The organism is Streptomyces griseofuscus (genome assembly GCF_014673495.1).
GTDB lineage: Bacteria > Actinomycetota > Actinomycetes > Streptomycetales > Streptomycetaceae > Streptomyces > Streptomyces murinus.
In genome coordinates this window covers 536,807-561,278 of the sequence record NZ_CP051006.1, presented here as the reverse complement: position 1 = coordinate 561,278, position 24,472 = coordinate 536,807, and the positions used below count along the sequence as shown (strand labels likewise).

The following is a 24,472-nucleotide window of genomic DNA, read 5'->3' as shown; positions in this document are numbered from 1 at the left end:
GGGTCGGCGGGCGTGCCGGTGTCAGACGAACAACTCGCCGGTCAGGATGACGAACACGTCCTCCAGCGTGGTCGGACGCAGCACGTCCGCGGGCCCCAGCGCCGTGCGCAGCGACTCGGGCATCGTCTCGGCGCGCAGGACCGACACCGACAGTCCGGTACGACGGCTGGGCAGCTCCGCCCGCCGTACCAGCTCCTCCACCTCCGCACGGCGGGCCGCGTCGCCCCGGAACTCGGCGGCCTGCGCCCCCGCGTGGACGCGCAGCAGCTCCTGCGGGGAGCCCTGGGCGATCAGCCGGCCCGCGAAGACGACGGCGACCTCGTCGGCGAGGCGCTCGGCCTCCTCGATGTAGTGCGTCGACATCAGCACCGTGGTGCCGGACTCGCGCAGCGCCTCGATCACGTCCCACAGGCCCTGCCGGATCTGCGGGTCGAGGCCGACCGTCGGCTCGTCGAGCAGCAGCAGCCGCGGCGCGGTGAGGATGCCCCGGGCGAGCAGCAGCCTGCGCCGCATACCGCCGGACAGCTCCTCCACCCGGCTGCCCGCCCGGTCGGTCAGCCGGACGGCGGCCAGCGCACGGTCCACCGCCCCGTCGTACTCGGCGGCCGAGAGGGAACTGAACCGGACGAACACCTCAAGGTTCTGACGAACCGTCAGCTCGATGTCGAGGTTGTCCTCCTGCGGTACGACACCGAGCAGCGAGCGCACCCGGCGGGACCCGGCCGGCATGGAGTGCCCCAGCACTTCCACCGCGCCGCGGGTTGCCCGGCTCTGGCCGGTGATGAGCCGCATGGTGGTGGACTTTCCCGCGCCATTCGGCCCGAGGAGACCCATGAATCGACCCGGTGGAATATCGAGACTGAGTCCGTCCACGGCGTTCGTCGAGCCATAGGTCTTTACAACATCCCGAAAAAGGACAGTGGGGACGCTCACCCGGTAAATTCCCCCCTTTGGATACGCGGCACGGACGAGGTCCAGGGGCGTCGGGCCCGCCGCAACAGCCCATACAAGCGCACCGGGTGCCCGGTTGTGAACCCCCTTCTGCCTGCGCGGCGTTGTTGGTAGGGTGCCGCATGATCAAGCCCCGACGTGGGCATGTGCCAATCCGGGGGGTTTGATGAGGGCACGCATAGTCGTGCTTGTCGCCGGGCTGCTGCTGGTGCTCATCGGCGCCGACTGTGCATTGGTCGTACGCGCCGTACCCGATCCGGTACGAGCGGATGCCGCGCCCTCGGCGTTCAGCGCATATCGAGCCAAGGCTGATATCGCGCATTTCGCGGAAGCACCGCATCCTTCGGGAAGCGCGCGAGCAGAACAGGCCCGTGGCTTTGTGCGTGACCGACTGTCCGATCTCGGACTGAAACCGGTGGAGATCGAGGGGACCGAGACGGTTCCCGGCGACGGCGCCTCCCATCTGGCCGGCCGGGTGCACGACATCTCCGTCACCATCCCGGGCCGCTCCTCCACCGGCCAGGTGCTCCTCGTCGCCCATACCGACTCCGTGCTCACCGGGCCCGGCGCCTCCGACGACGGCCTCGGCGTGTCGTCCCTGCTGGAGATCGCCCGCATCCTCACCGAGGGCCCCCGCCCGCGCAATGACTTCGTCCTGTTGTTCACCGACTCGGAAGAGACCGGCCAACTCGGCGTCCGCGCCTATGTCCACAGCCTCGGCAAGGCCGACGACACGCCCCGGGTCGTCCTGAACCTGGAAGCGCGCGGCACCGCCGGACGCGCCGTCATGTTCGAGACCGGCGACCACAGTTCCGCCCTGGTGAAGGCCCTCGGCGGTCACCCGCCCGTGGCGACCTCGCTGTCCGCCGAGGTCTACCGGCGGCTGCCGAACGACACCGACTTCACCCAGCTGCGCAAGGCCGGCATGACCGGGCTGAACTTCGCGGTCATCGGCGACAGCGCCGACTACCACGCCCCCGGCGACGACCTCGCCCATGTCCACCCGGGCAGCCTCCAGGACCTCGGCGACACCGTGCTCGCCGCCGCGCACCGGCTGTCCGCCACCGACCTGCGGGACGTCACCCGGTCCTCCGACGCCACCTGGTTCAACGTCGGCCCCCTGCTGGTTCGTTACCCGGCGGGCGCCGTGCTCCCGCTGGCCCTCGCCGCGCCGCTCGCCCTCCTCGCGGCCGGCTGGTACGCGCGCCGCCGCGGGGCGCTGCGCCCCGGCGCCGTGCTGCGTCCCGCGCTCACCTTCCCGCTCGCCCTGGTGGCCACGGCCGCGCTCGGCTGGGGCACCTGGCAGGTCCTGGTGCTGATCCGGCCGTACTACGCCTCGTTCCTCACCGGTGACCCGTACCGCACCGGCCCCGCGATCACCGGCCTGCTGCTGCTCACCGCCGCCCTCACCGGCCTGTGGGCCGCGTGGGCCGGGCGGCGCTGCGGCGCGCTGGAGACGGCGGCCGGCATCGGGGTGTGGCCCGCGCTGCTCGCCGTACCCACCGCCCTGCTGCTGCCCGGCGCGGCGTACGTGTTCACCTGGACCGCGCTCGGCGTGGCGGCCGGCGTCGCCCTCGGCGCCCGCGCCGCCGAGGACTCCCCGTGGCGCACCACGGCCCTCATCGGCTCGGCGCTGCCCGCCGTGGTCGTCCTGGTGCCGCTCGTCACCCTGCTCTTCCCCACCCTCGGCCTCGCCACGGCGGCGGTCCCGCTGGTCCTGGCCGCCCTGGCGCTCGCCGTCCTCGCGGCCCCGTTCAGCCGCTGGTCGCGGGGGCTGCGGGCCAGGCGCCTGGTCGCCGTCGCGGTCGTCGTCGCGCTGGCCGGCACCGCGTGCGTCGGCGGCGCGGTCGCCGCCGACCGGCCCGACGCGGACCATCCGCGGCCGGTCAGCCTCATGTACGCCCTCGACGCGGACCACGGGCGCGCCTACTGGGTGTCCGAGGACACCGACCCGGCCTCCTGGGTCACCGGCTACACCGGGCACCGCCGCACCGAGGCACTGGAGGCGTGGTCACCCGCCCTCGCCGCGCCCCCCGGCGGACTGCTCGCGGGACCGGCCCCCGTCGCCCCGGTCGCCACGCCCGAGGTCAGCACCGTCTCCGACACCCGCTCCGGCGCCACCCGCACCGTGCGCCTCAAGGTCGGGCCCAGGACCGGCAGGCCCGCCCTGCTCGCCCTGTACGTCGACACCTCCACCGCCCAGGTCGTCCGGGCCCGGGTCGCGGGCACCCCCGCGGGGACCCCGGACCTGTCCGGCGGGGTCAACCGCCCGCACGCCGGATCGCCGTGGAAGTGGGGCCTGCTGATGGTCGCGCCCGACCCGCGCGGCCAGGACGTCACCCTCGTCGTCCGCGGCGACAAGCCGCTGCGCGTGCTCGCCATGACGGAGGACTCCGGGCTGCCCGCCCAGGCCCTGAGCAGACCCCGGCCCGCCGACCTCACCTGGGAACCCGGCGCGGCGGGACTCTCCTTCGCCAGCCGCGTCTACACCATCTGACCCGGAACCCCGGCCACCACCCGGCCGGGACCACCTCCGGCCAGGCGACCCCTGGTCCCACCGGCCAGGCGATCCCTGGTCCCGACGAAAGAGAGCGCCCTGATGTCCACCCCCCACCGCACCGACACCACCGGCGAGGCCGAGCCCGTCCGCCTGCGCACCGCCGGCCCGGCCGACGCCGCCGCGATCACCGCCGTCTTCCTCGCCTCGCGCACCGCGGCCCTGCCGTACCTGCCCCGGCTCTACAGCGACGAGGAGACCCTCGGCTTCTTCGAGCACGTCGTCCTGCCCTCCTGCACCGTCTGGGTCGCGGAGCAGGGCGAGGGCGAGCAGACGCGGATCGTGGGGTTCGCCGCACTCGACAAGACCGTCCTCGACCATCTGTACCTGCACCCCGACGTGCGCCGCCGCGGTATCGGCACCGCCCTGCTGGAGACCGTGCGGCAGGCCTCCCCCGAGGAGCTCTCGCTGCACTGCTTCCAGCGCAACACGGACGCCCGCGCCTTCTACGAGCGGCACGGCTTCACCGCCGGGGAGTTCAACGACGGCAGCCGCAACGAGGAGAACGAGCCCGATGTGACGTACCACTGGACCGCTCGCTGACCCACCGCCCGGGCCCCGGCCCGACCACGCATCACCTCGTAGTGCATCCATCGCAACGGTGGGCCGCGGCAGGTACCTTCCGGCGGCCGTGATCAGGGAAGGGAACACCCAAGTGCAGGGCGAAGGCACCGTCGCGGGCGAGATCCCGCTGTCCTACGCGCAGCTCGCGCTGTGGTTCAACGACCGGCTCCAGCAGGGCGACGCCTCGTACAACATGCCGGTGGCGCTCCGTCTGCGGGGCCCGCTCGACATCGAGGTGCTGCGCGCCGCGCTCGCCGACGTCATCGGCAGGCACGGCGCCCTGCGGACCGTCTTCCCCGACCGGGACGGCACCCCCTACCAGCGGATCCTCGACGCCCGCGACGTCGAGACCCCGCTGTCGGTGGTGCCCGCCGACGAGGCCGCCCTGCCGGGGCTGATCGCCGCGGCCAGCCGCGAGTGCTTCGACCTGGCCACCGAGATCCCCCTGCGGCTGCGGGTGTTCGCGCTCGGACCGCAGGACCACCTGGTCCTGCTGGTCCAGCACCACATCGCGGGCGACGGCTGGTCGATGGCCCCGCTGGCCCGCGACCTGAACACCGCCTACCTCGCCCGCCTCGCCGGACAGGCCCCCGACTGGCCGCCGCTCGCGGCCGACTTCGCCGAACACGCCGTCGCCCAGCACCGCTCGCTCGGCAGCCTGGACGACCCCGACAGCGGCATCAGCGCCCAACTCGCCTACTGGAAAGAGGCATTGGCCGGCATCCCGGACTGCCTGCCGCTGCCCACCGACCGGCCGCGCCCACCCGTCATGTCCCACGAGGGCGACTACTTCCCCTGGGAGATACCCGCCGGACTGCACCGCGACCTGCTGGCCCTCGCCCGCACCTGCCGGGTCAGCCTCTTCATGGTCGTCCAGGCCGCGCTCGCCACCGTGCTCAGCCGCTCGGGCGCCGGCGACGACATCCCGCTGGCCAGCCCGACCGCCGGACGCGGCGACTCCCGGTACGACGACGTGGTGGGCTACTTCGTCAACCCGCTGGTGCTGCGCATCGACACCTCGGGCGACCCCACCTTCCGCGAACTGCTCAAGCGGGTGCGCCGTACCGACCTCCAGGGCTTCACCCACCAGGACATGCCGATCGAGCGGCTGATCACGGCCCTGAACCCGCCGCGCTCGCTCGCCTGGCACCCGCTGTTCCAGGTCATGCTGGCCTTCCAGAACCTGCCCGAGGCCACCCTCCAGCTGCCCGGCGTCGACTGCGAGGTGGTCGAGGCCGACCCCGGCGGCGCCAAGTTCGACCTGTCGTTCAACGTCATGGAGCGCAAGGACGCCGAGGGCGCCCCGGCCGGGCTGACCTGCTTCGTGGAGTACAGCAGCGACCTGTTCGAACGGGCGGGCGCCGAGGACTTCACCCGGCGGCTCGTCCTGGTCCTGGAGCGCGTCGCCCAGGACCCCGACCTCCGCCTCGGCGACATCGACCTGCTCACCGACGACGACCGCCGCGCCCTTACCTCCCGGTGGGAGGGCCCGGCGACCGAGGTCCCCGCCCTCGCCTACCACCGGGCCTTCGAGGAGCGCGCCGCCGCCGACCCGGACGCCCCCGCGCTGGTCGCCGCGGACGCCCGGCTGACCTTCGGCGAACTCGACGCCCGCGCCAACCGGCTCGCCCGCGAACTCGTCGAGCGGGGCGCGGCACCCGAGGCGCCGGTCCTGGTGCTGCTCGACCGCACGGCCGACCTCGTCGTGGCGCTGCTCGCCGTCCTGAAGTCGGGCGCCGTCTTCGCCCCGCTCACCCCGGACACCCCCGCCGAACGGCTCGCCGCCGTCGCCGCGAACCTGCGGCCGGTCTGCGCCGTCACCACCGCGGACACCGCGCCCCGGCTGCCCGCGGACACCCTCGCCCTGGTCCTGGACGAACCCGGGACGCGCGAGCGGATCGCCGCCCGCCCGGCCACCTGCCTCACCGACGCGGACCGCGCGGCACCCGTCCGCCCCGAGGACACGGCCTACGTCATCCACACCTCCGGCTCCACGGGCACCCCCAAGGGCGTCGCCGTCACCCATGACGCGCTCACCCACCTCGCCCACCACCACCGCTCCCGCATGGCACGCCGGTACGCGCCCGACGGCACCCCCCGCGTGCAGCTCGGCCTGGTCGCCTCGATCACCTTCGACACCGCCTGGGAACCCTTCTTCTGGCTCCTCGAAGGACACTGCCTGCACCTGCTCCCCGACGAGGTGCGCCTGGACCCCGAAGCCCTCGTCGCCGAGGTACGGCGCGAACGCCTCGACTTCCTCGACCTCACCCCCACCTACGCCCAGGCCCTGCTGACCGCCGGCCTCCTCGCCGAGGGCCACCACCGGCCGCGCGTCCTCATGCTCGGCGGCGAGGGCGTCGGACCCGAACTGTGGAGCAGGCTCGCCGCGGTCGAGGGCACCGCCGTGCACAACTACTACGGGCCCACCGAGTTCACCGTCGACGCCCTCACCTGCGAACTGGGCGACAGCCCCGTCCCCGTCATCGGACGGCCCCTGGACAACGTCCGCGCCGCCGTCCTCGACGAGCGGCTGCGCCCGGTGCCGCTCGGCGTGCCCGGCGAGCTGTACCTCGCCGGACCCCAGCTGGCCCGCGGCTATGTGGGCAGCCCCGCGCTGACCGCCGAACGGTTCGTCGCCGACCCCTACGGGCCGCCCGGGTCCCGCATGTACCGCACCGGTGACCTCGCCCGGCTGCTGCGCGACGGCCAGGTCGAGTACCTCGGCCGCGCCGACGACCAGGTCAAGATCCGCGGCTTCCGCATCGAACCCGGCGAGATCGAGGCCGTACTCGCCCGCCACCCCGGCGTCGCCCAGGCCGCCGTCGCGGTACGCGGCGAGGACAGCGGCGACCCGCACCTCGCCGCCTACGTCGTCCCGGCCGCCGGCACCCGCCCGCCCGGCGCGGCCGAGCTGCACGACCATCTCGCCGACCACCTTCCGTCGTACATGCTGCCCGCGGCCTACGCCCACCTCGACCGGCTGCCGCTCACCAGCAGCGGCAAGCTGGACCGGCGCGCCCTGCCCGAACCCGACCTGCGCGTCACCGACGACGCGGGCCGCCCGCCCGCCGACGAGCGGGAGGCCGCCCTGTGCGCGCTGTTCGCCGAGGTGCTGCGCGCGGACCAGGTCGGCCCCGACGACGACTTCTTCCGGCTCGGCGGCCACTCGCTGCTCGCCATGCGCCTGGTCAGCCGGGTGCGCGCGGCGACCGGCGCCGAACTGCCCATCCGCGCCGTCTTCGAGAGCCGCACCCCCGCCCGGCTGGCCCGGCTGCTCGGCGCCACCGAGCAGCGCCCCGCGCTCGTCCCGGCCGAACGCCCCGCCGAGACACCCCTGTCGCACGCCCAGCGGCGGCTGTGGTTCCTCCAGCGCCTGGAGGCCGAGAGCCCCGCCTACCACATCCCGCTGCCGCTACGGCTGGACGGCCCCCTGGACATCGGCGCGCTCGGCGCCGCGCTGCACGACGTCGTCGTCCGCCACGAGGCGCTGCGCACGGTCTTCCCCGACCGCGACGGCGTCCCCCACCAGCGGATCCTGGACGTGGCGGAACTGCCGTCGCTGCTGGACATCGCGCCCCTCGACCCCGCCCGCGCCGAGGGCGAGGCGCTGGCGGCCGAGCTGCGGGCCGCCGCGTCCGTGCCGTTCGACCTGGTGAACCGGCCGCCGCTGCGGGCCCGGCTGTATCTGCTCGGGCCCGGCCGGCACGTCCTGCTGCTGACCGTCCACCACATCGCCTGCGACGGCTGGTCACTCCAGCCGCTCGCCGCCGACCTCGCGAGCGCTTATCGGGCCCGCGCCGAGGGGCGCGCCCCCGACTGGTCGCCGCTGCCCGTCCAGTACGCCGACTACACCCTGTGGCAGCACCGGCTGCTCGGCGACGTCCGCACCCCGGGCACGCTCGCCGCCGGGCAGTGGGAGTACTGGCGTACGGCCCTCACCGGGCTGCCGGACGAGGTCCCGCTGCCCGTCGACCGCCGCCGCACCCCGGAGACCGGCCACGAGGGCGGCACCGTCCCGGTCCGCGTCGACGCCGCCACCCACCGGGCGCTCGCGGATCTCGCCCGCTCGGGCGGCGCCAGCCTCTTCATGGCCGTACAGGCCGCCCTCGCCGCCCTGTTGACGCGTCTGGGCGCCGGTACGGACATCCCGCTGGGCACCCCGGTGGCGGGCCGCACGGACGCCCACCTGGAGGATCTGGTCGGCTTCTTCGTCAACACGCTGGTGCTGCGCACCGACACCGGGGGAGACCCGACGTTCCGGGAGCTGCTGGAGCGGGTGCGCGAGCGGGACGTGGCCGACTACGCCCACCAGGACCTGCCCTTCGAGCAGCTGGTGGACCTGGTCAACCCCGAGCGCCAGCCCGGCCGGCACCCGCTGTTCCAGGTCGCCCTCGTGGTCGACCAGGGCGACGGCGTCCGCCTCGACATCCCCGGCGTCAGAGCCGAGCGGATCACGGTCCAGCTGGCCCCCGCCAAGTTCGACCTGACCGTGACCCTGGCCGCCGAACGCGCCGAGGACGGCACCGAGGGGCCGCTCACCGGCACCGTCGAGTACCGCACCGACCTGTTCGACCAGGCGGGCGCCGCGGCGCTGGCCGACCGGCTCACCCGGCTGCTCACCGCCGTGGCCGCCGACCCCGACCAGCCCATCGGCAGGATCGCGCTGCTCTCCGAGGACGAGCGGCGGCTGATCCTCGACAAGTGGAACGACACGCGGCACGAGCTGGAACCCACCACGCTCGCCGACTGTGTGGCCGAGCAGATCGCCCGGACCCCCGAGGCGACCGCCCTCGTCTTCGAGGGCGAGGAGGTGACGTTCGGCGCGCTCGACACCCGCATCGACGCCCTCGCCGCCCGGCTCTCGGCGCACGGCGTGGGCCGGGGCGACACCGTCGCGGTCGCCGTGCCCCGCTCCGTCGAGCTGATCGTCGCCGTGTGCGCCGCGCACCGCGCAGGCGCCGCGTACGTGCCGCTCGACTCGGACTACCCCGCCGACCGGCTCGCCTACATGCTGGAGAACTCCCGGCCCACGGCGGTCGTCGCCACCCCCGGGGAGGCGGCGCGGCTCCGGGTGCCGGAAGGGGTTCCGCTGCTCCTGCCGTCGGGGGAGGACGCGGCGGACCCGGGCACCGCGGGCCGTACGGCCCCGGACGCGCGGGCCGTGCCCGCCGATCCCGCCTACGTCATCTATACCTCCGGCTCCACCGGCCGCCCCAAGGGCGTCGTCGTGCCGCACCGGGCCGTCACCAACCGGCTGCGCTGGGGCCAGGACCAGTACCTGCTCACCGCCGAGGACCGGGTCCTGCACAAGACGCCGTCCAGCTTCGACGTGTCCGTGTGGGAGATCTTCTGGCCGCTGAGCACCGGCGCCACCCTCGTCGTGGCCCGGCCGGAGGGCCACCGCGACCCCGGGTACCTGTGCGAGCTGATCCGCGAACAGCGGGTCACCGTCGCTCAGTTCGTGCCCTCCATGCTGGACGCGTTCCTCCAGCACCCGGACGCCGGCCTGTGCGACTCGCTGCGCCTGGTCATCGTCGGCGGTGAGGCGCTGAGCACGGCGACCGCCCGCCGCTTCCACCAGGTGCTGCCCGGGATCCGGCTGGTGGACCAGTACGGGCCCACCGAGGCCGCCATCGAGGTGACCGCCTGGACCTGCCGCCCGCAGGACGACGACGGCCGCCCGGTGCCGATCGGACGGCCTGTGTGGAACACCCGCGTGCACATCCTCGACGCCGAACTCCAGATCGCCCCGCCGGGTGTCGCGGGCGAGCTCTACCTCGACGGCGCCCAGCTGGCCGACGGCTACCTGGGCCGCCCGGCGCTCACCGCCGAGCGGTTCGTGGCCAACCCCTACGGGCCGCCCGGCTCCCGCATGTACCGCACCGGCGACATCGCCCGCTGGCGCGCCGACGGCGCGGTGGAGTACCTGGGCCGCGTCGACGGCCAGGTCAAGGTCCGCGGCTTCCGCATCGAACTCGGCGAGATCGAGGCCGCGTTGAGCGACCATCCGGCGGTCGCCGCCGGGGTCGTCCTGGTGCGCGAGGACCGGCACGGCGCGCCCCGTATCGTCGCCTACGTGGTGCCCGTCGGGGAGGGCCCCGAGCCCACCGCGGGGGAGCTGCGCGAGCATCTGCGCGCCCGGCTGCCCGAGCACATGGTGCCCACCGGGTACGTCACCCTCGATGTGCTGCCGGTCACCCCCAACGGCAAGCTGGACCGCGCCGCCCTGCCCGAGCCCGCCGCCGTCCCGGACGCCGCGGAGCGGTCCGCCCGGGAACCCGCCACCCCGCTGGAGCAAACCCTGACGGCCCTGGTCGCCGAGGTCCTGGAGGTCCCCGGGGCCGGCCCGGACGACGACTTCTTCCTGCTCGGCGGACACTCGCTGATGATGGTCCGGCTGGTCGAGCGGATCCGCGCCGAGACCGGTGTGCAGCTCGCCGTACGCACCCTCTTCGACCACCCGACGGCCGCCGGGCTCGCCGCCCGCATCGCCGAGGACCCGGGCCTGGACGAGAGGTTCACGCGGCGGCGCCAGGCCTGGGAGCCGGTGCTGCCGCTGCGCGCCCACGGCAGCCGTACACCGCTGTTCTGCGTCCACCCCGTCGTCGGCGACGGCTTCGGCTACGTCGGCCTGCTGCGCGGACTCGGCCCCGAGCAGCCGGTGTACGCCCTCCAGGGCGCGGGGCCCCTCGGCAACGGCCCCCGCCCCGCGACCCTCGCCGGGCTGGCCGCCGAGTACCTCGCGCGGATCCGGCAGATCCAGCCCCAGGGCCCCTACCGGCTCCTCGGCTGGTCCTTCGGCGGCGTCCTCGTCCATGAGATGGCCGTCCAGCTGCGCGAGGCGGGCGAACGTATCGAGCTGCTGGCGCTGATGGACAGCGTGCCGCCGAGGGAGCACGACCGGCGCGCGCCCGACGACCCGGTCACCGAGAAGGACGTGGTGCTGGGCCTGCTCGACGGCGTGGGCGTCCCGGCCGCGGACATCGCCGCGGTGCGGGACGGCAGTTGGGTGCCCGAGCCCGCGGAACTGCTGCCGCTGCTCGCCCCGGCCCTGGGCGCCTCCACCCCCGAGGACCCGGCCGGGCTCGCCGCGATGGTCGACGCCTGCCGCTACCACGGCGAGCTGATGATCCGCTGGACCCCGCGCGTCTACGACGGCGGCCTGCTCGCCTTCACCGCGACCGCCGAGGCCAGACGGGCGGCCGAGACGGGCGGGGCGAGCACCGCCGAACTGTGGGCGCCGTACCTGACCGGCGAGGTCACCGACCACCCGATGGCGGCCCGGCACCTGGAGCTGGTCGAGCCCGGCCACATCGACTTCATCGGCCGTGTCCTGGCCGCCGAACTCGACCGGCTGGAGGAGCGGTGAACCCCGCGTGTACCCGCCGCCCGGGGGCCACTTGGGCCTCCGGGCGGCGGGGCGCCGCCTCAGCCCGCCGTACCGGCGCGGTCGGTCACGGCGGCGGAGATCTCCGCCATCACCTCGTCCACCCGGCTGTGCAGGAAGAAGTGGTCCCCGGGCAGCACTCGTTGCCGGAAGCCGCCCGCGGTCACCGCGCGCCAGCCGCCGACCCACTCCGCCCCGGACAGCAGGTCATCGGTCCCGCCGAGCGCGAGCACCGGGACCGGCAGCACCGTCGGCCGTACCTCGTCCATGTACGCGTTGAGCAGGGTGAGATCGGTTCGCAGCACCGGCAGCAGCATCGCGAGCAGCTCCCGGTGCTCCAGGATCTCGGCCGGGGTGCCGCCCAGTTCGAGTATGTCCTTGATCAGCCGCTCGTCGTCGCCGTCGTGCAGGGGCAGCGCGGCCGGCGAGCCGGGCGGGCGGCAGCCGGAGACCACCAGCGCCCGCGGCAGCGGCCGTTCCTCCGCCACCAGGCGGCGCGTCGTCTCGTACGCGATCTGCGCGCCCATGCTGTGCCCGAACAGGACGAACGGCTCGTCGGCCGGCCGCTCCCGGAGCACCGACAGCACCCCGTCGACCACCTCCGACAGGGAGGTCAGCGGCGGCTCTCCCATCCGGGTGCCGCGGCCGGGCAGTTCGACCGGCACGAAGTGCAGCCCCGGCGCCTGCCGGGAGCGCGCCCAGGCCAGATAGGCACCCGCCGAGCCGCCCGCGTGCGGCAGGCAGTAGACCCGGACCGGATCGGCGCCGCCGCCGCCGGTCGCGGGGGCCGAGTCCCAGGGAGTCCATCGGTTGCGTGTCACTGCGTTGTGCCCTTCTGCCGTCGTGGAGTTCCGTGCCGGGCCGGGGCCCGCACCGCGAGCCTATTTGGGTTTTCGCCCGCCGGGCCAGTACGACGGATCGTCAAAGGCCTTGCGCGGCAGTGCGGTCCGAAAACTTTTCGTTGATCTGCAAAAACTTGTCCGCTAGTGTGACACTCGCATCCGGCAATGCCGTGCAAACGTGAAACGGGGATTTTCCAACGTGTGTGGAATTGCGGGAATGTTCTCACTCGGCGGGGCACGCCATTGTGAAACAAGCGTTATTCACGAAATGACATCAGAGCTGATTCACCGGGGCCCCGACGATGTCGGCCACTACACCGGTGACGGAATCGCCCTGGGTTTCCGCAGACTCGCGCTCAATGACCTGGAGCATGGAAATCAGCCGCATCTGTCCGAGAGCGGCTCCCTGGTCTCCGTCTGCAACGGTGAGATCTACAACCATCGCCGGCTGCGCGCCGAACTGAGCGCCGCGGGGCACCGGTTCCGCACCGAGTGCGACACCGAGGTGCTGGTGCACCTCTACCGCCGCCACGGCACCGGCCTCACCGACCGGCTCGACGGCCAGTTCGCCTTCGCCCTGTACGACGCCGACGCCCGCCGGGTGATGCTGGCCCGCGACCACGCGGGCATCGTGCCGCTGTTCTACACCGTCGTGGACGGACTGCTGGTCTTCGCCTCCGAGATCAAGGCGATCCTGCGGCATCCCGCGGTCAGCCCCCGCGTCGATCTGCGCGGCCTCGACCAGGTCCTCACCCTGCCCGGACTGGTCAGCCCCCGCACCATGTTCGAGGGCATCCACTCCCTGCGCCCCGGCGAGCGGCTGCTGGCCGACACCTCCGGGGTACGGGTGGAGCGCTACTGGGACCTCGACTACCCGGCCGCCGCCGACCTGGACCCCGCCCCGGCCGACCTGGACGCCGAACTCGACCGCGCCGCCGCCGAGATGACCGCACTGCTCGACGGCGCGGTCCGCGACCGGCTCGTGGCCGACGTCCCCGTCGGCCTCTACCTCAGCGGCGGACTCGACTCCAGCCTGCTCGCCGCGCTCGCCGCGGGCGCCCGCCCCGGCCACTCCTGGCCCAGCTACTCCGTGGTCTTCCCCGGCCACGACTTCGACGAGAGCCGTCACCAGCGGCTGGTCGCCGCCAAGCTCGGCACCCGGCACCGCGAGGTGCCCGTGCACGAGCACGATCTCGCCGACCGGCTCCGGCAGATGGTCCGGCACGCCGAGACACCCGTGCGCGAGTCGTACAACGTCTGCTCCCTCAAACTCTCCGAGGCGGTCCGCGCCGACGGCACGGTCGCCGTGCTCACCGGCGAGGGCGCCGACGAACTCTTCGGCGGCTACCCCGGATACCGTTACGACGCGGCCGGACTCGGCGGCAGCCGCCTCGACGGGCTCGACGCCCTCCTGGAGCAGGAGATACGCGAGCGCATGTGGGGCGTCGACATCGGCTACGAGCAGGACCAGCTCACCGCCCAGGAACTGCGCCGCGACCTCTACGCCCCCGAACTGGCGCCCTCCTTCGAGGAGTTCGCCGTCACCGGGCAGCGCCTGGTGGACGCCGACCGGCTGCGCGGCCGGCATCCCCTGCACCAGCGCTCCTACCTCGACTTCCATCTGCGCCTCGCCGACCACCTCCTCGGCGACCACGGCGACCGCATGGCCCTCGCCCACGCCGTCGAGCCGCGCTTCCCCTTCCTCGCCCGCCCCGTGGTGGAACAGGCCCGGCGTCTGCACCCCGACCTGATGGTGGCCGGCGGCACCGAGAAGGCCGTGCTGCGCAGACTCGCCGCGCCCCTGGTCCCCGGCGAGGTGCTGGCCCGCCCCAAGTTCGGCTTCCGCGGCCAGACCAGCAGCCATCTGCTGCACGCCGGCGCCGACTGGTTCGAGGAACTGCTCTCCCCCGAAGTCGTGCGCAAGCAGGGGTACTTCGACGCGGACACCGTCTCCGCGCTGGTGCGCCACCAGCGCACCGGCGGCGACCAGGTGCACGCGCATCTCGACACCGACTACCTGATGGTCATCGCCACCTTCGCGCTCTTCGTAGAGGAGTTCGGCCTGCCGTGTCTCGGATGACCCGCCTCTCCGTACCACCGGACCACCCCGCTCCCGCTCCACCGGACCTCCCGGCGCCCGCTTCCTCGGACCGCACGCACGACGCCCCCGCCACCCTGCCCCTGATCGGTGTCGTCGGCGGCATGGGCCCCCTGGCCTCCACCGAACTGCTGCGCAGCGTCTACCTCCCCGCCGACGGCCGCCCCGAACAGCAGGCGCCCCGTGTGCTGTTGTGGTCAGACCCCGCCGTGGTCGACCGTACGGAGGCCATCGGCGCGGGCCGTCTGGAGGCTCTGTACCGGGCCGTCGAGAGGGCCGTCGAGGGGCTGGCCGGCGCGGGTGCCGAGCGGATCGTCGTCGCCTGTGTCACCGCGCACCGGGTGCTCGGCGACCTCCCGCCCGCGCTGCTGCGCCGCTGTGTCTCCCTGGTGGACGTCGTGCACCAGGAACTCGCCCGCGACGGCCGCCCCCACCTGCTGCTGTGCACCAAGGGCACCGCCCGGGCCGGGATCCTCACCACCGGGGACCCCGCCGCCACCCGCCACCTCGTCGCGCTGCGCCCCGACGACCAGGAGGCCCTGCACCGCGAGGTCTACCGCCTCAAGAGCGGCGCCGACCCGCTGGCCACCGTCGACTTCCTGCGCACCGTCCTGCCCCGCTACGGCGTACGGCGGTTCGTCGCCGCCTGCACCGAGCTGCACCTCGTCACCCGGGCCGTCGAGGCCGCGGGACTGTCCGCCGAGTTCCCGGCCATCGACCCCCTGGCCGTGGTGGCCGGGCGGATCAAGAACGGAGAGCTGTGAGCCACACCACGATCCTGCGCCGGTGGGCCGACCATGTGGAGAAGGACCCCGAGGCCCTCGCGATCGCCACGCCGGGGCGCCACTGGACCCGGCATGAACTCGCCCTGCACGCCGCCGGGTTGAAGCAGCGGCTCGCGGACGGCGCGGGGCCCGTGCTGATCGCCTGCGCCGAACCCGTCCCGGTCGTCGCCGCCCTTCTCGCCTGCGCCGCCGCGGGCCGCACCTTCGCGCCCGTCGACACCCGCCAGCCCGCCGCCCGCTGGACCGCGCTCCTCGAAGACCTCGCCCCGGCCGACGCCGTCGTGGACGACACCGGCCGCGCGGCCCTCGCCCCCGCCCTCGCCGGGCACGCCGTACGGCTCGTGGACGCCGGGCAGTCCGAGCGGGGCGACTGGCACGCCGACGACTGGCGCGACCCCGAGGTGCCGGACGCCGGGTACGTGTACTTCACGTCCGGAACGACCGGCCGCCCCAAGGGAATCCGGGGGAGCCTCGCGGCCGTCGAGCACTTCCTCGACTGGGAGAGCGGCGAGTTCGGCATCGCCGAGGGCACCCGGGTCTCGCTGCTCACCTCGCCCGGCTTCGACGCCTTCCTGCGCGACACCCTGCTGCCGTTGCGGGCGGGCGGGAGCGTGCACGCGGCGGCGCCGGGCACCCCGCCCGTCGCCGCCGGACTCGCCGACTGGCTGGCGGCCGAGCGCGTCGAGGTCCTGCACTGCGTCCCCACCGTCTTCCGCACCCTGCGCGCCGCCGGGCTCACGGCGGACTCGCTGCCCGCGCTGCGGACCGTCCTGCTCGCCGGGGAGCCCGTACGGCCCGCCGACATCGCCTGGTGGCGTGGCCTGTTCGGCGACGCCAAGGACCTGGTCAACCTCTACGGCCCCTCCGAGACCACCATGACCAAGGTCTACCGCCGGCTGCGCGCCGAGGACGCCGACGCCGGCACCGTACCGGCCGGAACGCCCCTGCCCGGCGTGGAGATACGCGTCCTGGCGGCCGGCCGCCCGGTCACCGGCGGCATCGGCGAGATCGAGATCCGCACCCCGTTCCCGCTCGGCGGCTACCTGGACGGCCGCCCCGGCGGCTTCGCCGAGAGCCACGCCTACCGCACCGGCGACCTCGGCCGGCTGCGCGCGGACGGCGCCCTGGAAGTCCTCGGCCGCCGCGACCAGCAGGTCAAGATCAACGGGGTGCGCGTCGAACTCGGCGAGGTCGAGGACGTGTTGCGCCGCCACCCGTCCATCGGCGACGCCTGCGCCGCCGCCGTGGCCGAGGGTGACGCCGACCCCGCGCTGTGCGCCTACGTCGTCGCCGACGACACGGTCACCGACGAGGAACTGCGCGCCCACGCCGACGCCGGGCTGCCGCCGGGCAGCAGGCCCGCCGTGTACGTCCGCCTCGCCGCGATCCCGCGCACCCTCAACGGCAAGGCCGACCGGCGCGCCCTGCCCCTGCCCTCGGTGGCGCGTGCGGTCGAGGCGGACGACCGCCCCCGGGAGGGCGCGGAGGCCGAGATCGCCGCACTCTGGTGCGAGTTGCTGCATCTGCCCGCCGTGGGGCGGCGGGACAGCTTCACCCTGCTCGGCGGCGACTCGCTGGCCATCGCCCGGCTCCTGGACCGGCTCCGCGCGCGCTTCGGCACCGATGTCCCGCTGCGGGTCTTCGCCGCGGACCCCACCGTCGCCGCGCTCGCCGCCGCCGTGACCGCCGGGAGCAGCCGATGACCGCGCCCTTCCCGGCGCGCCCGCGCCGGGACCGCGCCCCGCTGTCGTACGCCCAGCGCGCCATCTGGCGGGCCGAGCAGCTGGTGCCCGGCAGCTCCCTGCACAACGAGACCGCGGCCTTCCGGCTCAGCGGCCCCGTGGACGCCGACGCGCTCGAACGCGCCCTCGCGGAGATGGCGGCCCGGCACGAGGTGATGCGGTGCGTGCTCGCCACGGACGCCGCGGGGGAGCCGTACCAGCACTTCACGGACCGGGTCCGCCCCAGCGTCGAACGCGTCGATCTCACCGGGCTGCCCGAGGAGGCGCGGGAGGCACGACTTCTCGAACACGTCGCCCGCGCGGCCGCCGAGCCCCTCGACCTCACCCGTGCGCCGCTCATGCGCACCTGCCTGTTCCGGCTGGGGGAGGAGCGGCATCTGCTGCTCTTCGTCGCCCATCACATCGTGGTGGACGCCTGGGCGTTCGGGCTCTTCCTGATGGAACTCGCGGCACGGTACGCCGGTGTCGGCGACCAACTTCCCACCGCCGACGTCGACTTCGGGGACTACGCGGCCTGGCAGCGCACCGACCCCCGCGCCGGGGCGGGCCTCGACCACTGGCGGGAGCGGCTCGGCACCGACCTGCCCGTGCTGGCTCTGCCCACCGACGGGACGACCGCCTCCCGCCCGGCCGACGCCATCGCGGGCGGCACCCACCACTTCGTCATCCCCGCCGACCTCGTCGCCGATCTCGCCGTACTCGCGCGCAGCCGCGTGGCCACCCTGCCCGCGACCCTGCTGACGGCGTACAGCGCGGTCGTCCAGCGCTACACAGGGCAGGACGATCTCGTGGTCGGCATGCCCGTGGCCACCCGCAACCGGCCCGCCCTCGGCGCGGTCATCGGCCCGCTGCTCAACGTCATCGCGCACCGCGTCGACCTCACCGGCACCCCCACCTTCGAGGAGGCCCTGGCCCGCACCAAGCGCGACCTGAAGGCCGACCTCGCGCACCGGGACACGCCGTTCGACCTGGTCGTGGAGGACCTCGCCCATGCCTCGGGGGGCCGCTCACCGCTGTTCCAGCTGATGTACGCCTTCCACAGCGGGCCCACCACCACCCTCACCCTGCCCGGCGTCGAGACCGCGCCGATGCCCTCGCACAGCGGCGCCGCCAAGTACGACCTCTCCCTGTTCCTGCGGCCACGGCCCTCCGGCGACCTCGACGCGGACCTGGAGTACCGCACGGCGGCGCTCTCCCCGAGCACCGTCGAGGGCATCGCCGAAGGACTGCTGTGCCTGCTGCGCGCGGCCGTCGCCGACCCCGGCCGCCGCCTCGCCGACCTGCCGGTGAGCACGCCGGACGCCCGCGATCGCATCGTCAGCGGCTTCAACGCGGTGGACCGCGCCACGCCGCCCTGGGCTACCGTGCCGGGGGCGCTGCGGACCCTCGCGGCCCGCGCGGGCGCCGCCCCCGCCGTGGCCGACGCGGACCAGGTGCTCACCCGCGCCGGGTCGGACCGGGTGGCCGACCGGGTCGCCGCCCGCCTGGCCGCCCGGCACGGGGTGCGCCCCGGCGACCGGGTGGCGCTGCTGGTACCGCGTGACGCCGCGCTCGTACCCCTGGTCGTCGGCCTGTGGCGGGCCGGAGCGGTGCTCGTTCCGCTGGACGCCCACCTGCCCGAGGAACGCGTCGGGTATGTGCTGCGGGACAGCGGGGCGCGGCTGGTCGTGGACGGCATGGACGGCTTCGGGGAGCGGCCGGTGTCGGCCGACGGGCCCCTCCGGGTGGCGGCCGGTGAGCTGCTGGCGGAGCGGGACGAGGCCGGGGCGGCGGGCACTTCCCCGGAGGCGGACGGCCCCGTGCCCTTCCCCGACGGGCCCCCGGCCGACTCGCTCGCCTACCTCATGTACACCTCGGGCTCGACCGGCCGCCCCAAGGGCGTCGCGGTGCCGCACGACCGCGTCGCCAACCTCCTGCACAGCATCGTCCGCGAACCCGGCATCGGCGCCGACGACGTCCTGGTCGCCGTCACCGCGCTCACCTTCGACATCTCGGTGCTCGAACTGTTCGCGCCGCTCGTCGCGGGCGCCCGTGTCGTGATCGCCCCGCACGAGACGGTCCGCGATCCGCGCCGCCTCGCCGCGCTGCTGCGGGACAGCGGCGCCACCCTGATGCAGGCCACCCCCTCCCTGTGGCGGGCCCTGCTGGACGACGGCTGGCAGGGGCTGCCCGCACTGCGGGCGCTCAGCGGCGGCGAGCCCCTCGATCCGGCGCTCGCCGGACGGCTGCTGGAGCGCTGTGCCGAGCTGTGGAACCTGTACGGCCCCACGGAGACCACCATCTGGTCGACGGCCGGCCGTGTGCTGCCCGGCGAACCGGTGACCGTCGGCCGCCCGCTGGCCCGCACCTACTGCCACATCCTCGACCGGTACGACCGCCCGGTCCCGCTCGGCGCGAGCGGCGAACTCGTCATCGGCGGCGCCGGAGTCGCGGCCGGGTACTGGAACCGGCCGGAGCTCACCGCCGCCGCGTTCGTCCCCGACCCGGTCGCCGCCGACCCGCTCGGCACCGGCGACCCGAACGCCCTCGTCTACCGAACCGGCGATCTGGCACGCTATCTGCCCGACGGCCGGATCGTGGTCCTCGGCCGCCTCGACCAGCAGGTCAAGGTACTCGGCCACCGCATCGAACTCGGCGAGATAGAAGCCCAGTTGACGGCCCACCCGCTGGTGCGTGCCGCCGTCGTGGTGGTGGACCGGGAGCGGCCCGCGGCACCCCGGCTCGTCGCCTTCGTCGTACCCGGAGCGCAGGACGGCACCGGAGCGCCGGGCGGCATCGGAGCGCCTGACGGCACCGGAACGCAGGACGGCACCGAGGCGCCGGACGAGGCCGAGGCATCGGACGGTACGGACGCCCCGGATGCCGAACCCGGGCCCCTGGCCGCCGAGTTGCGCCGTCATCTGCGCACCCTGCTGCCCGCCGCCGTCGTACCCGCCGTCTTCGCCACGGTCGCCCAACTCCCGCTCAACACCAGCGGCAAGGTGGACCGCCCGGCCCTCGCGCGCACGGCCGGGACGCTCGACGGATCCGCCGCGCCCATCGCGCCCGTCACCGACACCGAGCGGACCGTGCTCGCGCTGTGGGCCGAACTCCTCGGCGCGGCACCGGAGTCCGTCGGCACCACGGACGACTTCTTCGCCGCCGGCGGCCACTCCATCGTCGCCACCCGCCTGCTCGGCCGCGTCCGCGAGACCCTGGGCCGGGCGCCCTCGCTGGCCGCCTTCTACGCCGACCCCACCCCGAAGGGCCTGGCCCGCGCGGCCGACGCCGCCGAGACCCAGGGCGCCGTGGTCGAGGACAGCGCGATCGAGGAGCAGCCGCTTCCCGAGGGGCCCGTGCCGCTCACCGACCAGCAGCGGCAGCTGTGGCTGACCCATCGGCTGGCGCCCGAGTCCGCCGCCTACAACCTGGCCGCCGCCGTCCGCCTCGACCGCCCCGTCGACCTCGCCGCCCTGACCGGTGCCCTGCGGGACCTGGCCACCCGCCACCCCGTGCTCGCCGCGCGCTGCGCCCTCACCGACGAGGGCCCGGTCCTGCTCCGGCTGCCCGCGGACGCGGTACGCCCCCGGGTCCACCGCATGGCCGAGGAGACCGGCCGTGAGCTGGAGGACGTCGTCCGGGCCGAGGCCGAGCGCCCCTTCGACCTGGCTGAAGGCCCCCTGCTGCGGGTCACCGTCTTGGACGGCACCGAGACCCTCCTGTTGCTGACGGCTCATCACATAGCCGTCGACGGCTGGTCGATCGGCGTCGCGGTGCGCGAACTGGCCGCGCTGTACGCGGTCCACGTCGACAGGGGCGGGCAACTGCCCCATCCCCCGGTCGACTTCCTCCGGTACGCCACCGCTCAGAACCGTCCCGCCGCGAGGGCCGTCCGCGACGAGCATCTGGCGTACTGGCGCGCTCGCCTCGACGGCCACCCCGGCGTCCTGGAACTGCCCGCCGACCCCGACGCGGAACCGGCCCCCATGGGCGCGGGCGCCACCGTGCCGTTCGTCCTGGAACCCGAACTCACCGCCCGGCTGCGCACGGTGGCCGCGCGACTGCGCGTCACCCCGTTCAGCGTGCTGCTCGGCGTGTACGCGTCCCTGCTCGGCCGGTACGGCGGCACCGACGACGTCGTGGTCGGCGTGCCCGCAGCCAACCGGGGCGCACCCGGCCTGGAGGGGCTGATCGGCTCCCTGGTCAACACCCTGCCGGTACGCGTCGACCTCACGGGCGGCGCCTCCTTCGCCGAACTGGCCCACCGCACCGGGACCTCGCTCGCGGCCGACCTCGACCGCTCGCTCGTCCCGCTGGACCGGCTGGTGGACGCCCTCGGCGTGCCCCGCGACCCCGGGCGCCCCGCCCTCGCGCAGGCCACCCTCGTGCTCCAGGACGCGCCCGAGGACCGGCTCCGGCTCGGCGACGCCACCGGGGTGCTGCGGCCGGTGTCCACCAGGACGGCCAAGTACGACCTCACGGTGGCCCTGGAGGAACACCCCGACCGGATCGAGGGCGTCCTGGAGTACGCCACCGGCCGCTTCACCGCCGCCTGGGCCACCCGCTTCACCGGCCATCTGCGCACCCTGCTCCGGGCGGCCCTGGCCGACCCGGACACCGAGGCCGCCCGCGCCCCCCTCGACCCGCACGAACAGCAGACACCGTCCCCGCGCCCGGCCGTCCTCGGCCGCGAGGGCTACGCCGTGCCCGTGCACGAGCTGTTCCGCGCGCGTGCGGCCGCCCACCCCGAGGCCCCCGCCGTCCGGCACGACGGACAGGTCGTCAGCTACGGCATGCTGGACGCCTGGAGCGACCGGATCGCCCTGCGCCTGCGCGACCGGGGCGCCGCGCCGGGACGCTTCGTGTCGGTCCTGCTGCCCACGGGTCCCGCGCAGACCGCGGCGATCCTCGGTGTGGCCAAGACCGGGGCCGCGTTCGCGGTCCTCGACCCCGACACCCCCGAACTGCGGCTGCGCGCCGTCCTCGCGGACGCCGAACCGGTGTGCGTGCTGGCCGCCCGGGTGTGCCTGGCCGCCCGACCGGGGCTCTGGGACGCCGAAGAGGGAACCTTCGGCGGGGTGCCCGTCGAACCGTTCGAACCGCTGGAATCGCCGGCATCGCGCCCGGACCCCGCCGGGCCGGAGGCGCCCGGAGCCGTCGAGCCGCCGCCCGCGCCCGCCGTCACCGGCGACGACACCCTGTGTCTGGTGTACACCTCCGGCTCCACCGGCGCGCCCAAGGGCATCGCCCTGCCGCACGCGACGCTCGCGCAGTTCGCCCACTGGCAGGGCGAGTACCTCGGCATCCGGCCCGACAGCCGGATCGCGCAGTGGGCGCCGTTCACCTACGACGCCGCCTACACCGAGGTGTTCGCCGCCCTGTGCCACGGCGCCGCGCTGTCGGTCCCGCCCGAGCAGGTGCGGCGCGACCCGGTGGCGATGGCCGACTGGCTCGGCACCGAACGCGTCACCCAGATCCAGACCGTGCCCGGCTTCTTCGCCGTCCTCACCGAGGCCCTGGACCGCGCCGGGCGCGAACTGCCGCACCTGGAACATGTGCTGCTCGCCGGTGAGGTGCTGCCGCCGTCGCTCGCGGCCACCTGGGCCGACCGGGTTGTACGACCCCGGCTGCACAACCTGTACGGCCCCACCGAGTGCGTCCTCGCCACCCGTCGCGAACTCGCCGCCAAGGAAGGCTTCCCGTCCTCCGTGCCCATCGGGGTGCCCATCCCCGGACGGCAGGCGCTGGTGCTCGACCACCGCGGCCGGCCCTGCCCCGTCGGGGTGGTCGGGGAGATCCATCTGCGCAGCGCCTTCCTGGCCGGCTCCTACCACCGCCGCCCCGAGGAGAGCGCCCGCGCCTATGTGCCCGACCCCTGGGTGCCCGGCGGCACCCTGTACCGCACCGGCGACCTGGGCCGCTGGCTGCCCGACGGCGAACTCGCCTTCACCGGACGCACCGGCAGCCTCGTCAAGATCAACGGCAACCGCGTCGAACTGGAGGAGATCGAGGCGCTGCTGGAGGCCCATCCGGCGGTACGGGAGGCCGCGGCCGCCCTGCACGGCACGGCCACCGCGCCCCGCCTGATCGGGTACGCGGTGGTGAGCGGCGAGGTCACCGCCGAGGAACTGCGGGCCCGGCTGGCCGAACGGCTGCCCGCCGCGGTCGTACCCGAACGGGTGCTGCTCCTGGACGCGCTGCCCCGCACCCGCACCAACAAGCGGGACCGGGCCCTGCTCCCGGCTCCGTCGGACGCCGCCCCGGACGCGGCCGCGCCGCCGAGCGGTGCCGTCGAACAGCTGGTCGCCGATGCCTGGCGGCGGGTGCTGGGCGCCGACCGACCCGTGGGGCGGCACACCAACTTCTTCGAGGCGGGCGGCAGTTCACTGCTCGCCGCCCGGCTCCAGCTGGACCTCGCCGACCGCCTCGGCCGCCCGGTCCGGCTCGTCGACCTCTTCGCCCGGCCCACCGTCGCCGAGTTCGTCGCCGGGCTGGACGGCCCCACCGGGCCCGGATCCGGCGCGCCCGACGCCCCCGCCGACGACGCCGCCGCGCGCGGCACCCGCCGACGCTCCGCCGTGCGCGCCCGCGCCCGCGGCAGGGCCACCGCCCGGGGCGCGGCGGGAAACCCCCTCGGGACCGACACCCCGACCAGCCCCGACGCCCCGACAAGCTCCGACACAGCCACGGGTTCCGACACAGCGACAGGGAGAGACTGACATGGACGTGCAGAGCGTGATGACGGAGCTGCGGAACGCCGTGGGCGGCGACGGCCTGGAACGGGTCGAGGAGTGCCTGGCGATCCTGGTCGGCGAGAAGGCCCCCGAGTACCTGCACGACGAGCAGGAGCCCACCCGGCTCTTCTTCCCCGGGATCAGCGCGCTGCCCTGGCACGACACCGCGGCCCAGCCGTGGGTGGCCGGCATGGAGGCCGCCTTCGAGGACATCCGCGCGGAGTTCCTCGCCCTGCGCGAGGCGGAGGCCCGCTTCGCGCCGTACGAGGACCTGTACACCAAGGAACTCGGCTGGCAGGGCTGGGACACCTATCAGATCTACCGCGACGGCAAGTGGCGCGACGAGGCACGGGAGCGCTGTCCGAAGACATGCGAGGCGCTGGCCGCGACCCCGCACGGGCCCCGCGACGGCATGTTCACCGTCCTCAACCCGGGCGTGCACATCACCCCGCACACCGGCGGGGTCAACCTGCTGCTGACCACGCACCTGCCGCTGATCGTGCCGCCCGGCTGCTCCATCAAGGTCGGCGACGACGAGCGCGGCTGGCAGGAGGGCGAGGTCATCCTGTTCGACGACAGCTTCATCCACGAGGCGTGGAACCGGGGCACCCAGCAGCGCGCCGTGCTGCTCTGGGACGTCTGGCACCCGGAGCTGACCGAGACCGAGGTCCGCGCCCTGGAACACCTCATGCCCCGGTTCCAGCGCTATCTGATGGCGGTCTGACCGCCGGCCGGCCCTCGTACAGGCCCCATCGTTCCCGCACGGAGCGACCACCACCCGCGGGACCGGCCGCCGCCCGGCACCCCCACCCCCGCCCCGCCCGCCGCCGCGC

10 protein-coding genes are annotated in these 24,472 nt (G+C 74.7%); 8 read left to right on the top strand and 2 right to left on the bottom strand.

The annotated features are described in order from the left end of the window. Positions 1 to 21: 21 nt before the first annotated feature. Entirely contained in the window at positions 22 to 873 is an 852-nt protein-coding gene (locus HEP81_RS02480) for an ABC transporter ATP-binding protein (protein WP_259332255.1), read from the bottom strand. 244 nt (positions 874 to 1,117) lie between these two features. Between HEP81_RS02480 and HEP81_RS02475 the strand changes: the two genes are divergently transcribed. From HEP81_RS02475 to HEP81_RS02465, 3 genes are all read left to right on the top strand, one after another. Then, the gene (locus HEP81_RS02475) at positions 1,118 to 3,448 is read left to right on the top strand and encodes a M20/M25/M40 family metallo-hydrolase (protein ID WP_078967158.1); all 2,331 of its coding nucleotides are present in this window, start codon (positions 1,118 to 1,120) and stop codon (positions 3,446 to 3,448) included. A 102-nt stretch (positions 3,449 to 3,550) separates the two neighbouring features. Then, a complete protein-coding gene (locus HEP81_RS02470; RefSeq protein WP_037652007.1) occupies positions 3,551 to 4,051 on the top strand; it encodes a GNAT family N-acetyltransferase in 501 nt (166 codons plus the stop codon). 112 nt (positions 4,052 to 4,163) lie between these two features. After that, a complete protein-coding gene (locus tag HEP81_RS02465) occupies positions 4,164 to 11,441 on the top strand; it encodes an amino acid adenylation domain-containing protein (RefSeq protein ID WP_037652009.1) in 7,278 nt (2,425 codons plus the stop codon). A 59-nt stretch (positions 11,442 to 11,500) separates the two neighbouring features. On the opposite strand, the gene HEP81_RS02460 is transcribed toward HEP81_RS02465, so the two are convergent. After that, positions 11,501 to 12,280 (bottom strand): thioesterase II family protein, encoded by a 780-nt coding sequence (locus HEP81_RS02460; protein WP_051849895.1) that lies wholly within the window; start codon positions 12,278 to 12,280, stop codon positions 11,501 to 11,503. A 199-nt stretch (positions 12,281 to 12,479) separates the two neighbouring features. On the opposite strand from HEP81_RS02460, the gene asnB reads away from it, so the two are divergent. From asnB to HEP81_RS02435, 5 genes are read left to right on the top strand one after another with little or no spacing between them, the layout of a single operon-like run. Further along, positions 12,480 to 14,381 (top strand): asparagine synthase (glutamine-hydrolyzing), encoded by a 1,902-nt coding sequence (asnB, locus tag HEP81_RS02455; protein WP_338058737.1) that lies wholly within the window; start codon positions 12,480 to 12,482, stop codon positions 14,379 to 14,381. Further along, the gene (locus HEP81_RS02450; protein ID WP_051849896.1) at positions 14,378 to 15,163 is read left to right on the top strand and encodes an aspartate/glutamate racemase family protein; all 786 of its coding nucleotides are present in this window, start codon (positions 14,378 to 14,380) and stop codon (positions 15,161 to 15,163) included. Before asnB ends, HEP81_RS02450 begins: the two co-directional genes overlap by 4 nt. After that, positions 15,160 to 16,887, top strand: coding sequence for a non-ribosomal peptide synthetase (locus HEP81_RS02445; protein WP_037652013.1), 1,728 nt, complete (start codon positions 15,160 to 15,162; stop codon positions 16,885 to 16,887). The genes HEP81_RS02450 and HEP81_RS02445 overlap by 4 nt, the downstream gene beginning before the upstream one ends. Continuing rightward, positions 16,884 to 23,624 carry a non-ribosomal peptide synthetase gene (locus HEP81_RS02440; protein ID WP_037652015.1) on the top strand — a complete coding sequence of 2,247 codons (6,741 nt, stop codon included), beginning with the start codon at positions 16,884 to 16,886 and terminating at the stop codon, positions 23,622 to 23,624. The genes HEP81_RS02445 and HEP81_RS02440 overlap by 4 nt, the downstream gene beginning before the upstream one ends. Before the next feature lies 1 nt (position 23,625). Then, entirely contained in the window at positions 23,626 to 24,363 is a 738-nt protein-coding gene (locus HEP81_RS02435) for an aspartyl/asparaginyl beta-hydroxylase domain-containing protein (protein WP_051849897.1), read from the top strand. The last annotated feature ends 109 nt before the right edge of the window (positions 24,364 to 24,472 follow it).